A 19,031-nucleotide genomic window follows, 5' to 3' on the forward strand; every position below is an offset into this window, starting at 1 on the left:
TGTTTAGCTCAGTAATATAATATCCACAGAATCCTAATAAAAAGACTTACCCTTCCAGTATATCTTTCTCTTTGGCTTTTAATATCTGGTCAATTTTTTCGATATGTTTATCGGTAAGTTTTTGTACATCATCTGAAAAACGATGTAAATCATCTTCTGTAATCTTTCCGTCTTTCTCTTCCTTCTTCAAAGACTCTATAATACTTCGGCGGATATTTCGAACTGCAACGCGAGCCTCTTCTGCTATTTTATGAGCAACTTTTATAAGCTCTTTACGTCGTTCTTCACTCAATGGCGGAATAGGGATGCGAATCAATCTACCATCATTAGACGGAGTTACTCCCAAAGGTGATGCCATAATCGCTTTTTCAACAGCACCAATAATGGACTTATCCCAAAGGTCTATAACAATAAGATGGGCATCGGGTACAGTGACATTTCCTAATTGGTTAATCTTCATTTTACTGCCATATGCATCAACATGCACTACATCTAACAACGCTGGATTAGCTCTACCTGTGCGAAAACCAGAAAGTTCCTGTTGAAAACTTTCCACACTTTTATCCATCTTCTGTTCAGCTTCTTTAATGAGTGGGTGTGGCATAGGTTAATCTCCCTTAACTATGGTTCCTATCGAGTGTCCGTAAACTGCATTTAAAATACAATTCTTTTCAAGAAATGAGAATACCAAAATCGGAATATTCTTTTCACGACAGATAGAGATTGCAGCCGCATCCATAACTTTAAGATTTTGTGTCAAAACCTCCTGATAATTCATCTGGTCAAATCGCTTTGCCGATGAATCTTGTTCAGGGTCTGACGAATACACTCCATCAACACGCGTTGCTTTCATAAGAATATCCGCATCTATTTCACTTGCACGAAGTGCCGCCGCTGTGTCTGTAGTTAAAAAGGGATTTCCTGTCCCTGCGGCAAAGATAACAATGCGACCTTTTTCCAGATGTCGCAACGCTCGTCTCCGTATATATGGCTCAGCAACAGGCCTCATCTCAATAGCACTCAAAACACGAGTTTCTATCCCTCGCTTTTCCAGAGCAGATTGTAAGGCTAAGGCATTGATAACCGTAGCCAGCATACCCATATAATCCGCTGTGGCACGGTCTACACCAGAAGCCTTTGACCATTGATTGCCACGGAGAATATTTCCACCACCAACGACCAATCCCATTTGTACACCCACCTGATATGCGGACACAATTTCATCGCATAAATGGTTCAATGCATTCGAACCTATTGTCTCACCATCTGAAGATAAAGCATTACCGCTTAACTTCAAAAGAACACGCTTGTAAATGGGTGTGCTCAATGTTCTATGCCTCTTTTCCTGATGCTTTAGCTAATTCTGCCGCTACCTCTTCTGCAAAATTACTTTGTTTCTTCTCAATACCTTCACCAAGAACCCATCGGACAAACCGACGAATCTCTATCTTCTCTCCACACTTGGCCGTTAATTCACCTAAAAGGTCTTTTATCTTTTTGCCTTCATGTTCAGGTTTTACGGAAACTTGCTCTAACAAACATACCTCTTCATACCATTTATTTAATTTGCCTTCCGCAATTTTCTCGCAAACATTCTGAGGTTTACCCGTTTCTAAGGCTTGCTTAATATAAAGTTGTTTTTCTTCATTCAATACATTCTCAGGTATATCTTCTTTTGAAATCCACCGTGGTGCGGATGAACAAATCTGAAGGCATATATCTTTTACAAACGTTTGAAATTCGGCACCGCGAGCAACAAAGTCCGTTTCCGAATTGACTTCAACCAAAACACCTATCTTGCCACCCATGTGAACATACGAAGCAATAAGACCTTCCGCCGCTACACGATGTGCCCGTGAAGCAGCCTTCATTATTCCACGCTCACGCAACCATTTTACAGCCTTTTCCATATCGCCGTTACATTCGATAAGGGCTTTTTTGCAATCCATCATGGGTGCATTTGTTTGGTCTCTAAGTTGTTTTACATCACTCGCACTAATTGTCATCTTTTTTCTCCTGTATTAATTAAAATCTATTCCGTATGTTTATAACTAAAATTTTATTCAACTGCTGAGGTTTCCTGCTCGGTTACCTTCGACTCTTCCGCAGGAACTTCCTCTGCATCGGCTTCCTTTTCAGAACCTTCTTCCTGAGATGTCGACTCTATCACAACCTTAACATCTTCATCGGTTACTTTTTTAACTCTACGCGAAAGCGGTCGTACTTTTGCCTGAGATACTGGTCCTTTCTCCTTTATATTCTTACCCTCAAGAACAGCATCAGCAATAATCCGACAATACAAAGATACCGCACGAATAGCATCATCATTGCCCGGGATGGGTAAAGAAACTGCGTCTGGGTCCACATTTGTGTCAACAATCCCTATACATGGGATATTAAGCCTTGCCGCTTCTCGTACCGCAATTTCCTCATGCTTTGTGTCAATTACAAACACAATATCTGGAACCTCAGTCATATTAACAATACCACAAAGATTCTTCTCCAACTTTGCAATTCGTTTTCTCAACCGTATCCCTTCTTTCTTCCCATACTGGTCAATTTTACCTGTCTCTTCAAGGTATTTCAAACGCAATAGTTCAGCAATACTACTGCGAATAGTTTTGAAATTCGTTAAAGTTCCACCTAACCATCGGCTATTCACGTAAAACATGCCACAACGTTCTGCCTCCCTCTTAACAGCTTCCTGAGCCTGCCGTTTCGTTCCCACAAACAGCACCGTTCCCCCTTTAGAGACCGTATCACGCACAAGAGCATACGCTTTGTAAAGTTGTTTTAACGTGTGCTTTAAGTCAATGATATAAATCCCATTCTTTTCCCCATAGATATACCTCGCCATTTTCGGATTCCAACGACGAGATTGATGACCAAAGTGAACACCTACTTCCAATAGTTCACGGGGGGTAACAATAGTAGACATACTTTACTCCTTTTACTTTGGGTTAATTCCTCGGAGCCCACTTGAACTCATACATTCATGAGCACCCAAAATGGAGACAAGAGGCTCCTGTGTTTTTGTTAATTAAAAATAAAGAGGTTATAAGTATAACAAATCTACAAACTTAATATCAAAAAAAAATCAAAACAATTACGCAAATAAAGCAAGGATAAACGGCAACGGGAAAGTTATAGAAAAAATCACCTATTATATCTCTGGTATTTACCTGAGGGGGGCGAAGTTTTCAATAAGATTGATGACCTCTTTTTGACCCATTAACATAGCAAAATCTCTCGGAGTTAACCCATCCGCTTCAACTGCATGTATATACGGGTCAGCACCGTTTAAAAGTAACAGCTCTACAATAGGAGTATATCCGAAGAGACATGCCCAATGAAGTGGCGTCAATCCATAATGGCTTGTAGCATTTATATGTGAATAGGGCAGGAGAATACGAACAAGGTCTATTCTATTCATACGAACCGCAACATGCAAAGGAATTTCTCCCAAACTGTTTTTCTCATTAGGGTCTGAACCAAACTGTAGCAGACTCTCTACCGCTTCCTCCAAACCTAAGCGAACTGCTCGATGAAGCGGACTGATTTTGGAAGTGCTAACACCATGGTCCTCACAAAGTGTTGTAAGCATGATGTTAAATAGAACAGGATGGTTCGACAACGCAACTTTGTCCAGCGGGCTGTATAGTTTTTGTGCGATGCTGAATATATTCATAACCTATACTCCTTATAGTTTCCGGCGATTTTTATTTTAGGACAAAATAGGGTAAAGCAATATCCATGCCATAACATAAAACTCTTTCGTCTATATATAACTTATAGAATGACATAAATTTACAAAATCCATAATTTATGTCCAAAATATAGTTTTTCCATTTTTTTACACACGACTCGTCAAAATGACAAAAATCAGACAAAAACCACTATTTATAACTTTGTATTAAGTTGGCTATGAGGCTTCGTTATATGTATACTTAATGATGAATTTAATTACAGAAGGTTTATTCAAATGCATCAATTATATTTAAGTACATATAAGAAAAAGGTATTGACTGCCTCTATACTATTGATTCATCTTTCTTTATTATTGAGTGTTTTCAATATATCGTGTTTCAAAAAGGAGAGCCCAAACACCTCAGGCCCATCTCTTGATAATTTGTTTCAATCATGGTACACCATCTCAACATTACAAAAAGAAAATATTGATTATCTTACAGCATTACAAATATCACAAGAGATGATTTCCCGTTATGGAGACACCGCTATAAACCGACTTTTCCATGTTATTGAAGATGAACAAGAAAAACCAATGGCAAAAGTACTTGCAGTTATGAGTTTAACACCCTACCTAAAAGAAGACTGGGCAAATAAATTAATCCCACTAACCACACCAGAGAAGGAAGTAAATACACGCGTCTGTGCAATTAATCTATTAAGCCTCATCTTAACCCCGGACGTTACGAATCACTTAAAAACATTGGCTAATGATAAAGAACCAAGAGTACGTTTTGAAGTTTTGACAGCACTCTCCAAAAGAGGGGAATCGGAAGGATATAATAAAATAAATGAACTTTGGGATTTAGCCAAAGACAATTCTGAACAACGTGAACATATCTTACTTAGTATACCTCCAAACCAAATTCCCAACTTCATACATATTTTTCGTTTAGCAGTCCAGGATGAACAAATAACAAAATCCGTAAGGAGAGAAGCACTTATAAATCTGGGACGTTTTGGCAAAGAAGAAGATATCGACATTTTGAATAAAGTTGTTGAAAAAGAATCCGAAGGCGAATTAAGAGAATTGGCTCAGAGTGCAATTGATGCCATCAATGCACGAATACAACATAGTACATCCTCCTCAAATTCTTCAAATTAAACCAGAAGAGAAATTACCATTATTTTTGGTGTATAATATATAAAAAGGAAAGGAGAACTTTAAATATGCTGTTTCGCAAGAAACGGCCTTCCTGGCTTAAACAATTGCTAAAAAATCAGGAAATAAAAGAATCATTATCCACACCGGATAGTGAGACATTCTTAATAGAACGTGATATGATGTTAAAAGGAACGGATGTGCCGAGGGGCAATAAAATAGTTAAACAATTCGCAGTTATGGTCAATGGTGCTGTGCATGTAGTGACAAGTGGAGACAGGGTCAATCGCTCTGTATATAAAGCATTACTTGAAGCAGGTGCTATTATTCCTATCCCCGGCGTGGACATCAAACCACGCAACCTCAGCGAGGGAAATATAAGAATAGAAGATGATTCCGTTATAGACGATAATTCCATCCAATAAAACCTATCTATCTCTCCCCACTTAAATTATTTTATAAAAATCAAAGTTTCTTCCCCAAACACATAATTTTTTTGACAAAACGCTCATATTTTTATTATAATATAGTACGCATGAAAGCGTGGCGATAAATTATTGACAAAAATATTGTTATATCATTATTATTTTAATATGAATTAATCATACAAGATTTAACAGGTTTATGATGATTTAGGAGTTTGTCCTTATGCCATATACTCAGATAGAAAGAACACTTTTATTACACCCAGATGTTGTAGAAGTATGCACTATTGCAGTGCCAAAACCAACCAAGCAAAAAGAAGCGAAAGTATTCGTTGTATTAAGAGAAGGGGCAACCATAAATCCAGATGAGTTAATGAAGTTTTTGAAAAGTCAAGTAAATGGCCAATCTGAAAAAATAGATATCACTATCATTGATAAACTTCCAAAATCTCCAGCTGGCGTGGTACTTCGCCGTGAATTAGTAAAACGTTGTTAAACATCTTAATCATTCCATGAAATTCGACAATTAAAAAATGTAGTCAGAGTAATATTCTGCCCATTATTTCCTTCTTTTAACCAATTTATGCTCTCCTCTCATCTCCGATAGACTCTGTGAATGGTCGATGTGTTGATTCTGGGTTTAACAAATTACGTTTATTTTTTTCGACATACATATAGAACTTGGCTGTCAGGAATCTTATATAAGTTTATTTCCTCTTTAGAAAGAATATTTTTAGGCTTAATCTCTTCAAAAGTAAACGCTGTTAACCTTTCCTTAAAATCACATGGAGAATAACCCCGTACATGGTCGAATATATCAGGCCTTGGCTCGCCATATTCAATAGTTTCTTCTTGGTCCATCATAAAGGGAACCATCAACAGCAATTCTCCTTGAGGCGATAAAATTCGTGCAAGTTCTAAAAGTGCCTTTCTGTCGTCCTTTACATGTTCTAACACATGAAGACAAACAATTCCAATAAAACGCTCATCTTTTATTGGTAAGTGATGAATATCCGCCACAAATCGTGGTGGGCTAACAGATTGCAGTGCTTCCGATGTATAATCAGTTGAAAAGAGCAGTAAATTCTTCTTACTTTCCAATATTTTTCGAAAGTGATGTTCAGGTGCGAAATGTAGAATGTTAATGCTTTTTTCAGAAGAAGACAAAAAATGAGGTGGTGTTCTTTCTAAATATAATTTAAAGAACCGATGCCGTTCGTGTGCACGGCAGGATGGGCACTCCACCTGCGGGACTATAAACCAACCACAATCTAAATACCGAAAGCCATAACCTTCCCAACCACAACACGGGCATTTCACTCGTGATTTTAAAAATTGGTTCTGAAGTTTCCGAACAGCGTTAAGGAAGTACGCCTTCTTTGCTGTCCACATGGAGTACAAACCATAATTTTTATATCGCCATGCAAGGTGTCTTAAAATGTGTCTAATTCTATTTACCAAATTACCTCTACTCCATTTGATAAACATTTTACTTAATTATTATGATAGAAGTTTGTGTATGATAATAGTATACCTATTGAATTCTATAGTTTGAAAATAATAAACAATTTTAGATAAGGAAAACATATATGAAAAAGCAAAATCGTCGTGAATTTATGTGGAACTCAGTTGCTTCAGTCGGAATAAGTACCGCATTATTACAACAGAGATTGTTTGCACAACAAGCAGACAAGGCTAAAGAAGAAGCAAAAAACATCTCGCCCAATGAAAAGATTTATGTCGGACTTATCGGTTGTGGCGGTATTGGAAAAGTTGACCTGTCCACCTTTTTCCTGAACCCAGAAGTTGATTGCAGAGTCATTTGTGATATCGATGATGCCATGTTAGCAGATACTGTTAAATTAGTAGAAGCCCAAAGAGGACACAAACCAGATACGGAAAAAGATTTCCGCAAAGTGGTCGAACGAAAGGACGTTGATGTTATACTGGTGGCAACTCCAGACCATTGGCATGCCTTGCCTACTATCTACGCATGCGAAGCGGGTAAGGATGTTTATTGCGAAAAGCCCTTAGGAAAATCGATAGATGAAGGCAGGGCGATGCTCGAATGTGCAAAGAAGAACAATCGAATTATTCAAATGGGAACTCAATGGCGAAGTGGTACACACTATAAAGAAGCAATAGATTTTGTGCAATCTGGCAAATTGGGGAAAATACGACTGGTTCGTGCTTGGGCATACTTAGATTGGGTCGGTGGTATTGGTAACCCCCCAGATAGCGACCCGCCAGCAGGCGTCGATTACGATATGTGGTTAGGACCTGCCCCAAAACGCCCATTTAATAAAAATCGTTTTCACTTCAATTTCCGCTGGTTCTGGGATTATGCTGGTGGACTAATGACCGATTGGGGGGTTCATCTCCTTAATATATGCTTATGGGGAATGGGATTGGAAACTCCAAAGCGAGTCAGTTCTATGGGTGGAAAATTAGTTGTTGACGATAATACAGAGACACCTGATACTCAGGTAGCCGTGTATGAGTTTCCCAATTATACCCTTGTTTTTGAACATCAAATGCTCGGCGGTATCGGTCCTAACGGCAAACCTCATGGAATGCTTTTCTGCGGTTCTGAGGGAACATTAGTAATTGACGACAGCGGCTGGGAACTTATTCCAGAACCGAAGAAGAAAACATTAGAAAAAATGGTGGGCGAACCTGGCAAGGATGCAAGACCTGCCCATGTCCGTAATTTCCTTGACTGTGTTAAAAGTCGTGAACAACCAATTGAAAATATCGAATTAGCACACCATGTATCAACAGTTGCCCATCTCGGTAACCTCGCATTTCGAACACAGGCAGAAGTACACTGGGACCCTGTGGCTGAAAAGGTTACAAACAATCCAAAGGCTGATGCTTTGGTAGGTTGTGAATACCATAATGGCTGGAAATTACCTTATAGCCGAAGAGCTTAATTTATTATCACTACATACCTTCTCCATCCCTAAAAATAAAAGAGAAGTTTTTACGCTGTGGATTTATGTCTTTTCCTACGTTTATTAGGAGAAGATAATTCTGATAAGGTGCCTTGCTTTTCACGCTCAAGGAATTCTTTCATTAATCTACGCCCACGAAATAGCCTTGACATCACTGTCCCGATTGGACAATTCATAAATGCAGATATTTCTTTATATGAATAATCTTGTAGGTCAGACATAATCACCGCAAGCTTAAACTCGATAGGCAACGAATCCAGAGCCCTACGAACAGGTTCATCTAACAACTCAAGTAAATGTTCATATTCCAACGGCTTATTGGCAACCCCAGGAATACTCGCATCGGGTGCAGTACTCTTTGCAGGTTCATTCCCTAACAACTCAACACGTGTCGGTTCCTTAGCACGTTTTCGGTAATCATTAATAAACGTATTACGCAGGATAGTCAAAAGCCATGCCTTTATATTTGTGCCTTTCTCAAATTGCTCATGGAACCGAAATGCCTTAACCAAAGTACTTTGAGTTAAATCTTGTGCATCTTCACGATTCCGTGTCAACTGATATGCAACACTATAAATCAAATCAATGTATTTAACAACCTCCTGCTCAAATTCAGGAGAGTAACTCGACGTATTTTTTAATTTTTTACTCAAAGACACCTCTTCCTAAAAAAACAATTTATCATTATTGTTAATTTATTTTATGTAAGTTTATCAATTTTGGCTTATTTTAGGCAAATGATACATACCTGTTAACACTCCTCTATTCTCAAAATGCCTCAATGAATTCCAATAAGGTATACTATTTACATCTTGTTTAACAAAAGAAAGAATAAAATATGGTTTTGGACAAAATAATATTTCACAAAAAAGAAGAGATAGAACAACTAAAAAAAGAAAGACCCCTTTCTTTACTACTTGACTTATTAAAGCAGGTAGAACCGCCACGACCATTCGCTGAGGCTCTGCTCAAACCTGAACCATCAATAATTGCCGAAATTAAACGGTATTCACCTTCACGCGGACCTATATGGGAAGATTTAGAGCCATCCGAATTAGCTAAATGCTATGAGAAGGTAGGCGTCTCCGCTATTTCTGTTCTTACTGATAACCGTTTTTTCCACGGAAGCTTAGAAGACTTAAATTTAGCACATCATGCAGTATCAATCCCGTGTCTTAGAAAGGAATTTGTCATCGACGAATATCAACTCTATGAGACAAGGGTTTTTAATGCAGATACAGTCCTATTAATTGTCCGTATACTATCCGATGAACAAATAAAAGATTTTTTATCCCTATCCAGACAACTGGGAATGGAACCATTAGTAGAAGTGCATAATGAACGTGAAGTAGAAAAGGCAATCCGTGCTGGTGCCAAAATAATCGGGATAAATAATCGTGATTTAGATTTGCTAACAATGAACATAGAGACAACCACTCGTTTGAAAAAAATAATTCCAAATGATTATATTGTTGTAAGCGAAAGCGGAATAAGTCACCCCGAAACCATTCGGCAATTTTTTGAATTAGGAATACAAGCCTTTCTTATTGGCGAATCCATTTTACAGAGTAAGAAACCAGAACAGTTTATTCCCTGGCTTTTAGGAAAAGGCAAATATGAAGGTTAAAATTTGTGGCATAACTAATAAAGATGACGCATTAATGGTATGCGATGCAGGTGCAGATGCCATTGGAATTGTCATGGCTCCAGAGGCAAAGGCAAGGCACCGCTATGTACCTTTCGAAGAAGCCATTGAAATATTAGAAGTAATCCCCCCTTTTGTGACTACGGTGGGTGTCATTGTGAACGAACCTATGGAAAGATGGGTTCAATACTTAACTTATTTTGACCTCATACAAATGTGTGGAGAAGAAAAACCCGAAGAAATACCAGTCGGGCAATCTATTATCAAATCTTTCGCAGTAGATGAACAATTTACAATAACGAATATGCTATCTTACAAAGTTCGAGGTTATTTACTTGACGCAAAGATAGGTGAAGCCCACGGTGGCACAGGTAAAACCTGCAATTGGGAGAAAGCACGAGAAGCAGTAGAAACTGGTAAACCTATTATTCTTGCAGGCGGATTAAACATAGATAACGTTGTTAATGCCATTCAAGAAGTTCGTCCCTATGCGGTTGATGTATCCACTGGGGTCGAAGAATATCCAGGAAAGAAGGATGAATATCTTGTCAGAGAATTTATTTACAGAGCCAAAAACGCCCTATCCTGACCATAAAGGCAGATATGGAGAGTTTGGAGGACGGTTTGTCCCCGAAACATTATTTACTGCATTAGAAGAACTGGAACAGGTGTTCCGTTCCGCTCGCGAAGACAAAGAGTTCCAAAAAACATTCCAGAATTATGCCCGTGATTATATCGGCAGACCAACTCCTCTATATTTTGCCCGACGATTATCAGAACATTTAGGAGGGGCTCAAATATATTTTAAACGGGAAGATTTAGCACATACAGGTGCCCATAAAATTAACAATGCATTAGGTCAGTGTTTATTGACAAAACGAATGGGGAAAACTCGTGTGATTGCGGAAACAGGGGCTGGACAACATGGTGTCGCAACTGCTACCGCATCTGCCTTGTTAGGGTTGGACTGCTGTATCTATATGGGCACTGAAGATATGGAACGACAACGACTAAATGTGTTTCGCATGCGACTATTAGGGGCTCAGGTTATAGGCGTCGATGCTGGTAGTAAAACATTAAAGGACGCTATCAATGAAGCCCTGAGAGATTGGTCATTGAATGTAAAGCATACCCATTATGTTTTAGGTACCGTTCATGGACCCCATCCTTTCCCATGGATATGTCGTGAATTTCAAAAGATTATTGGGATAGAAGCCCGACAACAAATCCTTGAGCACGCAGGTAAATTACCCGATATGCTGGTTGCATGCGTAGGTGGTGGTAGCAATGCCATTGGTTTGTTTTACGAGTTTTTAAATGATAAAGATATTGAAATGGTCGGTGTCGAAGCAGGTGGCAAAGCCATTACCCCAGGGTTGCATGCGGCACGTTTTGCAGGTGGAAGCAGAGGAATGCTACATGGTGCTCAAAGCTATGTTTTACAGGATGAGTTCGGTCAAATTGGTAGCACCCATAGCATATCCGCAGGTCTGGATTATGCCAGTGTCGGGCCTGAACATGCGTGGCTTTATTCGTCTGGTAGAGTTAAATATACCTACGCAATGGACAATGAAGCATTGGAGGCGTTCCAGCTATGTGCCCGATTAGAAGGAATAATTCCAGCATTGGAAAGTTCCCATGCAATTGCGTACGTGTTAAAAGAAGCACCACGTAGACCTAAGAACCAGATTATCCTCGTAAACCTCTCCGGTCGGGGTGATAAAGACGTTGAACATGCATCAAAATTTATTAAACTGGATACGTAGAGATATGAACAGAAACAGAATAGAAGAAAGACTAAAAACATTAAAACAAAATAAGGAAAAAACATTCGTAGCCTATATAACTGCAGGTTACCCTTCACCAGATTATTTTGAAACAATTATGCTTGCATTAGATGAAGCTGGTGTGGATATCGTAGAAGTAGGAGTTCCTTTCTCAGACCCAGTCGGAGATGGTCCAGTCATCCAGGATGCGTCTTATCATGCCTTATTAAAAGGAACCACTCCTACAAAGGTATTAGAATGGATTGCCAATGTGCGGGAGAAAACAGAAATCCCTATTCTACTTTTTACCTATTTCAACCCAATTCTTGTCCAGGGAATCCCTCCATTCTTGAAAAAGTCGGCACAAGTTGGAGTAGATGGAATACTTTGTGTAGATTTACCTATAGAAGAATCTGATACCTATAAAACAGAGGCAGAAAAGAACCGTCTATCAACAGTTTTTTTGGTGGCTCCAAATAGCCCCGAAGAACGAATACAACATATCGTTCAAAAATGTTCAGGCTTCGTATACTACGTATCGCGATTAGGTGTTACTGGAGAAAAAGATAACATTGCCAATGACCTTTCTACTTCTGTAGAACGAATAAAGAAATACACCGATTTGCCTGTATTGGTGGGATTTGGCATATCTAAACCGCAACATGCTTCCTTTGTTGCTTCTGTATCTGATGGTGTAATTGTTGGTTCCGCTTTTGTCCGATATTTGAAAGAGCATACAGACAATTCTCAATGGAAAGATGATTTTGTTAAATATGTAAAATCTTTAGTGGATGCCACAAAAAAAGAGAAAGAATCGAAATAAAAAATACCATGCACTTTTCCCCAGATTCAGAAACCTTTGAAGATTTGTATGAAGTATTTCCAAATATTGGAGCAGGTCATTTCGGGTATTGGGGTAAAGATAAACACGGGGAGCCCTGCTATCACATAAATATTGAAAAGATGATGGATACGGATATTTGGCATCTGGTCGGAAATGACCACATCACAGCAACCGCACATGCAAAAGGTTACGTTCAAATATACGCATGGGATAGAGGTCCACAAATTCTTAATTATTACGACCCAGAATACGATATGAAAGGAGGAGGGTATTGTTGGATTTTGTCAAAAAATACAAAACTATGTACTTATCGTAGTGATAACAACCACGATACGGACTTCAGAATAATATGGGGGTGCGGATATGTTCAAAAAATAGTCAAAAACTCTGTCCTATGTGTTGAGGAAACACTCTCTGCTCCACAGGGGAAAGACTCCGTACTTATTCACGAGGTGAAAATACAAAATCTTACAAAAGAAACTCAAGACCTACTTGTGATTCCAATATGGGAACCAAATTGGTTCCCAATCAATCCAGGGCTTATTATGACACCTCCATATAATACATTCTGGAATATGCTTCGTAAAAGAAAAGGAAGAAAAATCCAAAACTCCGCAAGATATATAACAGATAAAGATACAATTATTTTCCAATTCATTGACAAAGAACAAAGGAAAAGAAAAAGTTCATGGAAAGTCTTACCTGTTGATGCCTTCTTTATATCTTCATTAAATACTCAAAACCCAAACCACTTGTTCACAAATAAAAATCACTTGGATACATTTATCCGTTCACTTTGCGAAGAAAAAGGTTTTTCTCAAAAAAGAAAAACATCAGATAATTGTTGCAACCTTTTAAGTTTTGTGGAAGAACGAACATTAAGTGCGGAAACTGAAATCAACGTAAAATATTTAGTCGGCTATGGAACTACTGAGAAAATTGAAGAGTATAAATCAAAATATTCTGTATCAAAAGTCATAACAAAAGATAAACGCTCCATTGCTGTTCATATACCCAAAATAAAAGTCCCTCTTGACAGAGAACTAAGATGGCATTCGTATTACCTCCAAGCAGGATGTGTGTATACAGAGTATTTTAATCGTTATTTTGTTGACCAGGGCTCTGCGTATGGGTTTATTCATGGTGCATCTGGTGCTCCACGGGATTGGGCATTTTTTATTGTTCCTCTTATTTACCTGCGTCCTGACCTTGCACGTGAAATGCTACTTTTATTGGGTCAATTACAGGATGAAAAGACAGGGAAACTGCCTTATGCACTTGTCGGAAATGGAAAAACCACAGGGGCTGGTATACATTCATGGAGTTCAGATTTAGATTTATTCTTTCTTTGGGCTATTTCAGAATATCTGGGAGCAACTTTTGATACAACAATCCTCCATGAAAAAGTTCCCTTCAGAAACACAAGTCCTTCACAAGAAGCAACGTTATTAACACATATCGAAAAAGCATTTTATCACCTAATTCATAGCGTATCCACGGGCAAACATGGATTAATTCGAAGCGGAACAGGTGATTGGAATGATGTGTTTCTTGCCTTTTCTCCATGTCCTTTAATTACCATGATGAAAGGTGAGTCTGTTTTCAATTCCGCCATGTCTGTGCTTGTTTTGCCAGAAATAGCCCAATGGATACAACCTTATAATCCTGCCCTGTCAAAAACTATGAATGATTTTGCACAAACACAACGGCAACACCTCAGGTCTTTATGGAATGGGAGGTGGTTCCCTAAAGGATATACTGGCATAGGAGATAAAAAATTAGGGGATGACAATTTGTTTTTAGATGTCCAACCTTTCGCAATTCTCGCAGACCTATTAGACAACAAGGAAAAAGAAAAATTAATCAAAACCATAAAAGAGAACTGTGTCGATACACAACCCTTCGGTGCTACTTGCCTTGTTCCACCAATGAAAGGTAGATTTTTAGAACCAGGTTCCGATACAAACGGCGGTATATGGTATGCCATCAATGCATGGTTAGCATGGGCGTGGTCCGAATGCAATCCTCAAGAGGCATGGAACTTCTTGTTGAAAAATACTCTTTTTACCCATGCAGAAACGTACCCTAACATCTGGTATGGTATCTGGTCCGGACCAGACGCTTATAACTCGGCAGAACATCCACGAGCAGGTGAAACCTTCTGCCTAAACTTTACACCTATGACCCAGTTCCCCATCATGAATATGAATTGTCATGCTGGTATCCTGTTTGCGGTATTAAAAATGTTCGGACTTTCTCCAAAAAAAGGCACCCTAATTATTGATCCCAAAGTACCATTCAATGAATTCAAACTGAAGACATCTCTTATTTCTTATGCATACCAACCCGAAAAAATCAAGTTACAATATTTACCCATATGTTCTGAACATATAACTCTATGTATTAAACTAAACCAATCTATTTATTCCTCATTAGAACAACTTAAAGTACATCTAAATGGAATAGACTTTTCCCAATTCAACACCAACTACGAAGGATTTCTCTCTCTTACCACAAATATGGAAAAAGACAAACCTATTTCTTTACTAATAACAATTTAATTTGCTCAGACCATTTTACAAAAGAAAAATAGAACCTCTGAACAAAGGATATTAAATCTCATTGACATCATTAATCACTAACAACATAGAACAAACAAAAAAATGTGCCTGATAATACAACAGCCCATGGGTAATGTTAACACCATTGCCAATAGAATTTATCAAATAGATAGGTGTATGTACAGATATATAAATTAATCAAAACGCTGAAGTAAAAATAAAAAAAATTTTTTGTTAAAAAGCATAATTTCCATTGTTTTGTAGTATAATAATTGTATAAGCCAAATTTTATCAGTATATGTTACCTTTATAAAAAGGAAAAAATATAGTGTGTGGTTCAATTCAACTAAACATGAAAGGGTTGGGAAATGAAAAACAAAATGAATAAAAATGATAATGTTTTTTCTTACTGCACATTTGTTTGTGCATTGTTAATCATCTTATCACCGCTACTTGCTCATTCTGCTCCTATTATTCCCATTTCGACATTGAATGATTTAAAAAATATAGGGATATTAACTCCGTTAGATGCTGATTATATTTTAGTCAATGACATTGATGCATCTGATACCGAAACCTGGCCTGGTGGCTTTGACCCTATCGGTGATTCCACTCCTCTTGGGAGATTTAGGGGCTCTTTCGATGGAAATGGGCATGTCATATCTGAACTTTATATAGATAGGCCTGGGGAAAGTTATGTTGGTTTGTTTAGTTTTGTGGAAAAAGGTTCAATAACTAACCTAAAACTATACTATGCGGCTATAAGTGGTAAATCCATAGTCGGAGGCGTAGCTGGGATGATATTAGGTGGAAAGATTTTTAATTGTATAGTATCTGGTCGTATACAGGCATCTTCAAATTGCGGGGGAATAGCAGGTATCATCCAGCCTTTATCAGGTGACATGGGAGTAGACATGTGTTATACAAGAGGTGCACTTATATGGCGTGATTTTGACCCTACAGCAAAGTATAATTTTGGAGGGTTAGTTGGAATTATTGATGGTCTCTCCGACTCTGTAAGTATAACAAAATCTTTCTCCAACATGAATATTTATACTTCGATAAGTGATATGAGTTATGTCGGTGGTTTGGTAGGAAGATTAGCCAATAAAGTATATATAGAACAATGTTATTCTACCGGGGAAGTTCCTGAGGGGACATCTAATATAGGAGGGCTTATTGGATTTGCAGATAATCCTGATTATGTGCAATCCAGTGTATGGGATGTTGAAACCAGTAAACAAACAGAATCTTCAGGAGGAAAAGGCCTTAATACCAGAGAAATGAAAAGCCCCGAAGTATATTTAGATATGGGTTGGGATATATCTACTGAGCCTTGTTCGAATTGTTCCACTCAATGGTCTCAATATAAAGAATATACCTATCCCTTCCTTTGTGATTTATCCAATTTAATCCCGAATGTAATCGGATTGAATCTCCCAGATGCTACCAAACAATTATTAGAAAATGGTTTCGAGCTTGGTGGTGTGGTGTCCGTATATCACAATACTATTCCTATAGGACATGTGGTTGAGACTGATCCCGAACAACATTGCTACTTCCCTTACACTGGCGAAGTAACAATTAAATCTTCTCAAGGGCCGTTCCCTCCGATTTATATATCTACAATAGAACAATTGCAACTTATTGGCAATGACCCAAATTATCCTGCTGATAATATGTATATATTGGCCAATGACATTAATGCTTCCGTTACGAGGGAGTGGAATGGTGGAGCAGGTTTTATTCCTATTGAAACATTTTCAGGGGTTCTTGACGGTAATGGGTATAAAATATCGGGATTATACATATTAGATGATTCAGGCTACCCAACCGGTTTATTCCGTAGCATAAAAAAACCTAATGGAGAGTTCGGAAGAGTTCAAAACTTAATCATAGAAAATGCTGAAATCTATGGTATAGGATATGTTGGAGTTTTAGCTGGAGAAATAGAGACGGCCTCCGTTCCGGAAATCATCCCTACTTTACAAAATATAGCAACAAGTGGAGAGGTCTTTGGTATAAATTCTGTAGGTGGCTTGGCAGGTGCTATTTACGGTGGAATAACAGTATATGACTGTTCTATCCGAGCCAATGTAAATGCAAGAGAATTATCACCCAAAATAAGTTATGGTTATTTTGGAGGTGTTTGTGGTCGTGCTTTAGGTTGCGATTTGATAAGAATATCATTTATCGGTGCTGTTCGTTCAGAAACGGGAAAAAATTTTGGAGGTATTGCAGGATATACTACTATGGATTCAGCAATTGGTAGTAGTCCGGTTATTTTGAATTGTTATGCTCAAGCCTCCATACAAAATTCAAATCCATCAAGCCAAAATATTGGGGGGCTCATCGGTTTTGCTGATGTAAATACAGAACTCGATAATTCATATTCTGCATCTGTTTTTTCAACACCTTCTTCTGCAGGTGGGCTTATTGGGAATGGTTCTGGACCTGTTACAGTAAATAATTCTTTCTGGGATGAATCTATATCTGGTGTTTCCATTTCCTTTAGCGGTGGAACCCCCGAAACAACAGAAAATATGAAAAAAATGGCAACATATACAGGTTGGGACTTTTCTAATTATTGGGGCATAGAAGAAGACCACAGTTATCCTTTATTACGACAGGATTTAATGATAATCATCTATTTTCGAAACTTCTACTATGTAAACGCAATAGATTGGCTATCATTCTATGGAATATCGAGTGATCTCCAAACTGTGTGTGATAATGTTATCACTCCAGGCTATATTGTATCCCAATCAGTCTATCCACAAGAATGGGTTAAAGTATTTTCAACTGATCCGGTAATATTATATGTATCAGACGGACTTTGCCCCCCGGTTTTAATAAGCACAATAAATCAAATTGCCCAAATTGGCAAGGACCCTTCATTCCCAAGAGATGGATATTATGTTTTGACAAATAACATTGACGCATCAGATACTAAAAATTGGAATAGTGGTGCCGGTTTTGAACCCATACAGGACTTTGAAGGTATATTTGCAGGTGGAGGTTATATCATCTCTGACTTATACATTAACCGACCGTCTGAAGACTATGTTGGTTTCTTCGGTTTTGTTGAGAATACAGGCAGAATTTATAATGTGAATATATCACGAGCTAATGTGACAGGAAGGGGTGCGGTTGGAATTTTAGCGGGTGTTAACCTTGGACAAATACACAATTGTGGTGTCAATGGAAAAGTCATAGGAAATGATAGTTTTACAGGTGGCCTTGTCGGTGATAATAGCGGTGTTATCTTTGAATCGTTCGGAGTAGCACAGGTTATCGGAACATATGTTGTCGGCGGACTTATAGGGTCAGTTAGTTCAACATTATTTATGGACACCAACCATGATAATTATTTCTGGGGAGAAGTTTCTGGATTTGGTAATGTAGGCGGATTTGTAGGTTATAACCGCGGATATGTTCAAAATTCCTATGCTGTAGCAAAGATAATAGTAGATAAAGGGATTTCAGGCGGATTCTGTTCCACCAACGACGGAGGGACTATTGATTCAAGTTATTGGGATAAAGAATATAGTGGAGTAGAGACATCTGAAGGTGGTGAAGGGAAAACAACTTCAGAAATGATGGCAGAAACAACATTCTCAGGATGGAACTTTTCATCAACATGGATGCTAAATGAAGGTATCACTTATCCATTCCTGCAAAATAATTTTTATTCGTACTTAGGAGATTTAAGAGGGCTAAATTACAACACAGTTAAAAATACCCTCGAAAGTTGGGGTTACTTTTTATCCAGTACGGAAAGGTGCGATTGGACTTATCACGCAGGAGTAATAGCAGATCAAACTCCTATAAATATAAATATACCTTTATTTTCTAATATTGATTTTGTCGTATCATCGGGAATTTGCACTACAGTGCCAGATGTGGTTGGAGATAGTCTTGTTAATGCTATTAATGAGATTCTTTCTGCAAATTTAGAAATCGGTAGTGTGGTAGAAGAATGCAATA

At 38.2% G+C, this 19,031-nt stretch carries 17 protein-coding genes; 10 read left to right on the forward strand and 7 right to left on the reverse strand.

All coding sequences use genetic code 11. The annotated features are described in order from the left end of the window. Positions 1 to 46: 46 nt before the first annotated feature. The 5 genes from frr to PLJ10_09245 form a co-directional block, all read right to left on the reverse strand. Positions 47 to 604 carry a ribosome recycling factor gene (gene frr / locus PLJ10_09225; GenBank protein ID HOK09829.1) on the reverse strand — a complete coding sequence of 186 codons (558 nt, stop codon included), beginning with the start codon at positions 602 to 604 and terminating at the stop codon, positions 47 to 49. Positions 605 to 607: 3 nt separating this feature from the next. Beyond that, entirely contained in the window at positions 608 to 1,327 is a 720-nt protein-coding gene (gene pyrH, locus PLJ10_09230; GenBank protein HOK09830.1) for a UMP kinase, read from the reverse strand. A gap of 4 nt (positions 1,328 to 1,331) precedes the next feature. Further along, positions 1,332 to 2,006, reverse strand: a complete 675-nt coding sequence (tsf, locus tag PLJ10_09235) for a translation elongation factor Ts (GenBank protein ID HOK09831.1) — start codon at positions 2,004 to 2,006, stop codon at positions 1,332 to 1,334. A 53-nt stretch (positions 2,007 to 2,059) separates the two neighbouring features. Beyond that, positions 2,060 to 2,938 carry a 30S ribosomal protein S2 gene (rpsB, locus tag PLJ10_09240; GenBank protein HOK09832.1) on the reverse strand — a complete coding sequence of 293 codons (879 nt, stop codon included), beginning with the start codon at positions 2,936 to 2,938 and terminating at the stop codon, positions 2,060 to 2,062. Positions 2,939 to 3,178: 240 nt separating this feature from the next. Then, positions 3,179 to 3,688, reverse strand: coding sequence for an ankyrin repeat domain-containing protein (locus PLJ10_09245; GenBank protein ID HOK09833.1), 510 nt, complete (start codon positions 3,686 to 3,688; stop codon positions 3,179 to 3,181). 294 nt (positions 3,689 to 3,982) lie between these two features. Between PLJ10_09245 and PLJ10_09250 the strand changes: the two genes are divergently transcribed. The 3 genes from PLJ10_09250 (at position 3,983) to PLJ10_09260 (ending at position 5,770) form a co-directional block, all read left to right on the forward strand. After that, positions 3,983 to 4,852, forward strand: coding sequence for a HEAT repeat domain-containing protein (locus PLJ10_09250; protein ID HOK09834.1), 870 nt, complete (start codon positions 3,983 to 3,985; stop codon positions 4,850 to 4,852). Positions 4,853 to 4,917: 65 nt separating this feature from the next. After that, a complete protein-coding gene (locus PLJ10_09255; protein ID HOK09835.1) occupies positions 4,918 to 5,274 on the forward strand; it encodes a hypothetical protein in 357 nt (118 codons plus the stop codon). Between the two features lie 223 nt (positions 5,275 to 5,497). After that, positions 5,498 to 5,770 (forward strand): hypothetical protein, encoded by a 273-nt coding sequence (locus PLJ10_09260; protein ID HOK09836.1) that lies wholly within the window; start codon positions 5,498 to 5,500, stop codon positions 5,768 to 5,770. Between the two features lie 158 nt (positions 5,771 to 5,928). On the opposite strand, the gene PLJ10_09265 is transcribed toward PLJ10_09260, so the two are convergent. Then, positions 5,929 to 6,735: a methyltransferase domain-containing protein gene (locus PLJ10_09265; GenBank protein ID HOK09837.1), complete on the reverse strand. Its 807-nt coding sequence runs from the start codon at positions 6,733 to 6,735 to the stop codon at positions 5,929 to 5,931. A gap of 128 nt (positions 6,736 to 6,863) precedes the next feature. On the opposite strand from PLJ10_09265, the gene PLJ10_09270 reads away from it, so the two are divergent. Beyond that, positions 6,864 to 8,207: a Gfo/Idh/MocA family oxidoreductase gene (locus PLJ10_09270; protein HOK09838.1), complete on the forward strand. Its 1,344-nt coding sequence runs from the start codon at positions 6,864 to 6,866 to the stop codon at positions 8,205 to 8,207. A 50-nt stretch (positions 8,208 to 8,257) separates the two neighbouring features. On the opposite strand, the gene PLJ10_09275 is transcribed toward PLJ10_09270, so the two are convergent. After that, entirely contained in the window at positions 8,258 to 8,881 is a 624-nt protein-coding gene (locus tag PLJ10_09275) for a sigma-70 family RNA polymerase sigma factor (GenBank protein ID HOK09839.1), read from the reverse strand. Positions 8,882 to 9,066: 185 nt separating this feature from the next. Between PLJ10_09275 and trpC the strand changes: the two genes are divergently transcribed. From trpC to PLJ10_09305, 6 genes are all read left to right on the forward strand, one after another. Beyond that, complete coding sequence (trpC, locus tag PLJ10_09280; protein HOK09840.1) at positions 9,067 to 9,855, forward strand: indole-3-glycerol phosphate synthase TrpC; 789 nt, start codon at positions 9,067 to 9,069, stop codon at positions 9,853 to 9,855. Further along, on the forward strand, positions 9,845 to 10,462 hold the full coding sequence (locus tag PLJ10_09285; protein HOK09841.1) for a phosphoribosylanthranilate isomerase: 618 nt from the start codon (positions 9,845 to 9,847) through the stop codon (positions 10,460 to 10,462). Before trpC ends, PLJ10_09285 begins: the two co-directional genes overlap by 11 nt. Beyond that, positions 10,410 to 11,639 (forward strand): tryptophan synthase subunit beta, encoded by a 1,230-nt coding sequence (gene trpB, locus PLJ10_09290; protein ID HOK09842.1) that lies wholly within the window; start codon positions 10,410 to 10,412, stop codon positions 11,637 to 11,639. The genes PLJ10_09285 and trpB overlap by 53 nt, the downstream gene beginning before the upstream one ends. Further along, positions 11,608 to 12,462: a tryptophan synthase subunit alpha gene (gene trpA / locus PLJ10_09295; GenBank protein ID HOK09843.1), complete on the forward strand. Its 855-nt coding sequence runs from the start codon at positions 11,608 to 11,610 to the stop codon at positions 12,460 to 12,462. Before trpB ends, trpA begins: the two co-directional genes overlap by 32 nt. An 8-nt stretch (positions 12,463 to 12,470) precedes the next feature. Then, positions 12,471 to 15,044, forward strand: a complete 2,574-nt coding sequence (locus PLJ10_09300) for a hypothetical protein (protein ID HOK09844.1) — start codon at positions 12,471 to 12,473, stop codon at positions 15,042 to 15,044. A 368-nt stretch (positions 15,045 to 15,412) separates the two neighbouring features. After that, positions 15,413 to 19,031, forward strand: a 3,619-nt coding sequence (locus tag PLJ10_09305) for a hypothetical protein (protein ID HOK09845.1), incomplete at its 3' end; no start/stop codon positions are given.

This window comes from Candidatus Hydrogenedens sp. (genome assembly GCA_035361075.1).
In the GTDB taxonomy this organism is placed as follows: domain Bacteria; phylum Hydrogenedentota; class Hydrogenedentia; order Hydrogenedentales; family Hydrogenedentaceae; genus Hydrogenedens.

Excerpts from the sequence above, each read along its gene's own strand:
- frr (HOK09829.1), bottom strand. The coding sequence starts at position 604 with ATGCCACACCCACTCATTAAAGAAGCTGAACAGAAGATGGATAAAAGT.
- tsf (HOK09831.1), bottom strand. The coding sequence starts at position 2,006 with ATGACAATTAGTGCGAGTGATGTAAAACAACTTAGAGACCAAACAAAT.
- rpsB (HOK09832.1), bottom strand. The coding sequence starts at position 2,938 with ATGTCTACTATTGTTACCCCCCGTGAACTATTGGAAGTAGGTGTTCAC.
- PLJ10_09245 (HOK09833.1), bottom strand. The coding sequence starts at position 3,688 with ATGAATATATTCAGCATCGCACAAAAACTATACAGCCCGCTGGACAAA.
- PLJ10_09250 (HOK09834.1), top strand. The coding sequence starts at position 3,983 with ATGCATCAATTATATTTAAGTACATATAAGAAAAAGGTATTGACTGCC.
- PLJ10_09255 (HOK09835.1), top strand. The coding sequence starts at position 4,918 with ATGCTGTTTCGCAAGAAACGGCCTTCCTGGCTTAAACAATTGCTAAAA.
- PLJ10_09260 (HOK09836.1), top strand. The coding sequence starts at position 5,498 with ATGCCATATACTCAGATAGAAAGAACACTTTTATTACACCCAGATGTT.
- PLJ10_09270 (HOK09838.1), top strand. The coding sequence starts at position 6,864 with ATGAAAAAGCAAAATCGTCGTGAATTTATGTGGAACTCAGTTGCTTCA.
- trpC (HOK09840.1), top strand. The coding sequence starts at position 9,067 with ATGGTTTTGGACAAAATAATATTTCACAAAAAAGAAGAGATAGAACAA.
- PLJ10_09285 (HOK09841.1), top strand. The coding sequence starts at position 9,845 with ATGAAGGTTAAAATTTGTGGCATAACTAATAAAGATGACGCATTAATG.
- trpB (HOK09842.1), top strand. The coding sequence starts at position 10,410 with ATGAATATCTTGTCAGAGAATTTATTTACAGAGCCAAAAACGCCCTAT.
- trpA (HOK09843.1), top strand. The coding sequence starts at position 11,608 with ATGCATCAAAATTTATTAAACTGGATACGTAGAGATATGAACAGAAAC.
- PLJ10_09300 (HOK09844.1), top strand. The coding sequence starts at position 12,471 with ATGCACTTTTCCCCAGATTCAGAAACCTTTGAAGATTTGTATGAAGTA.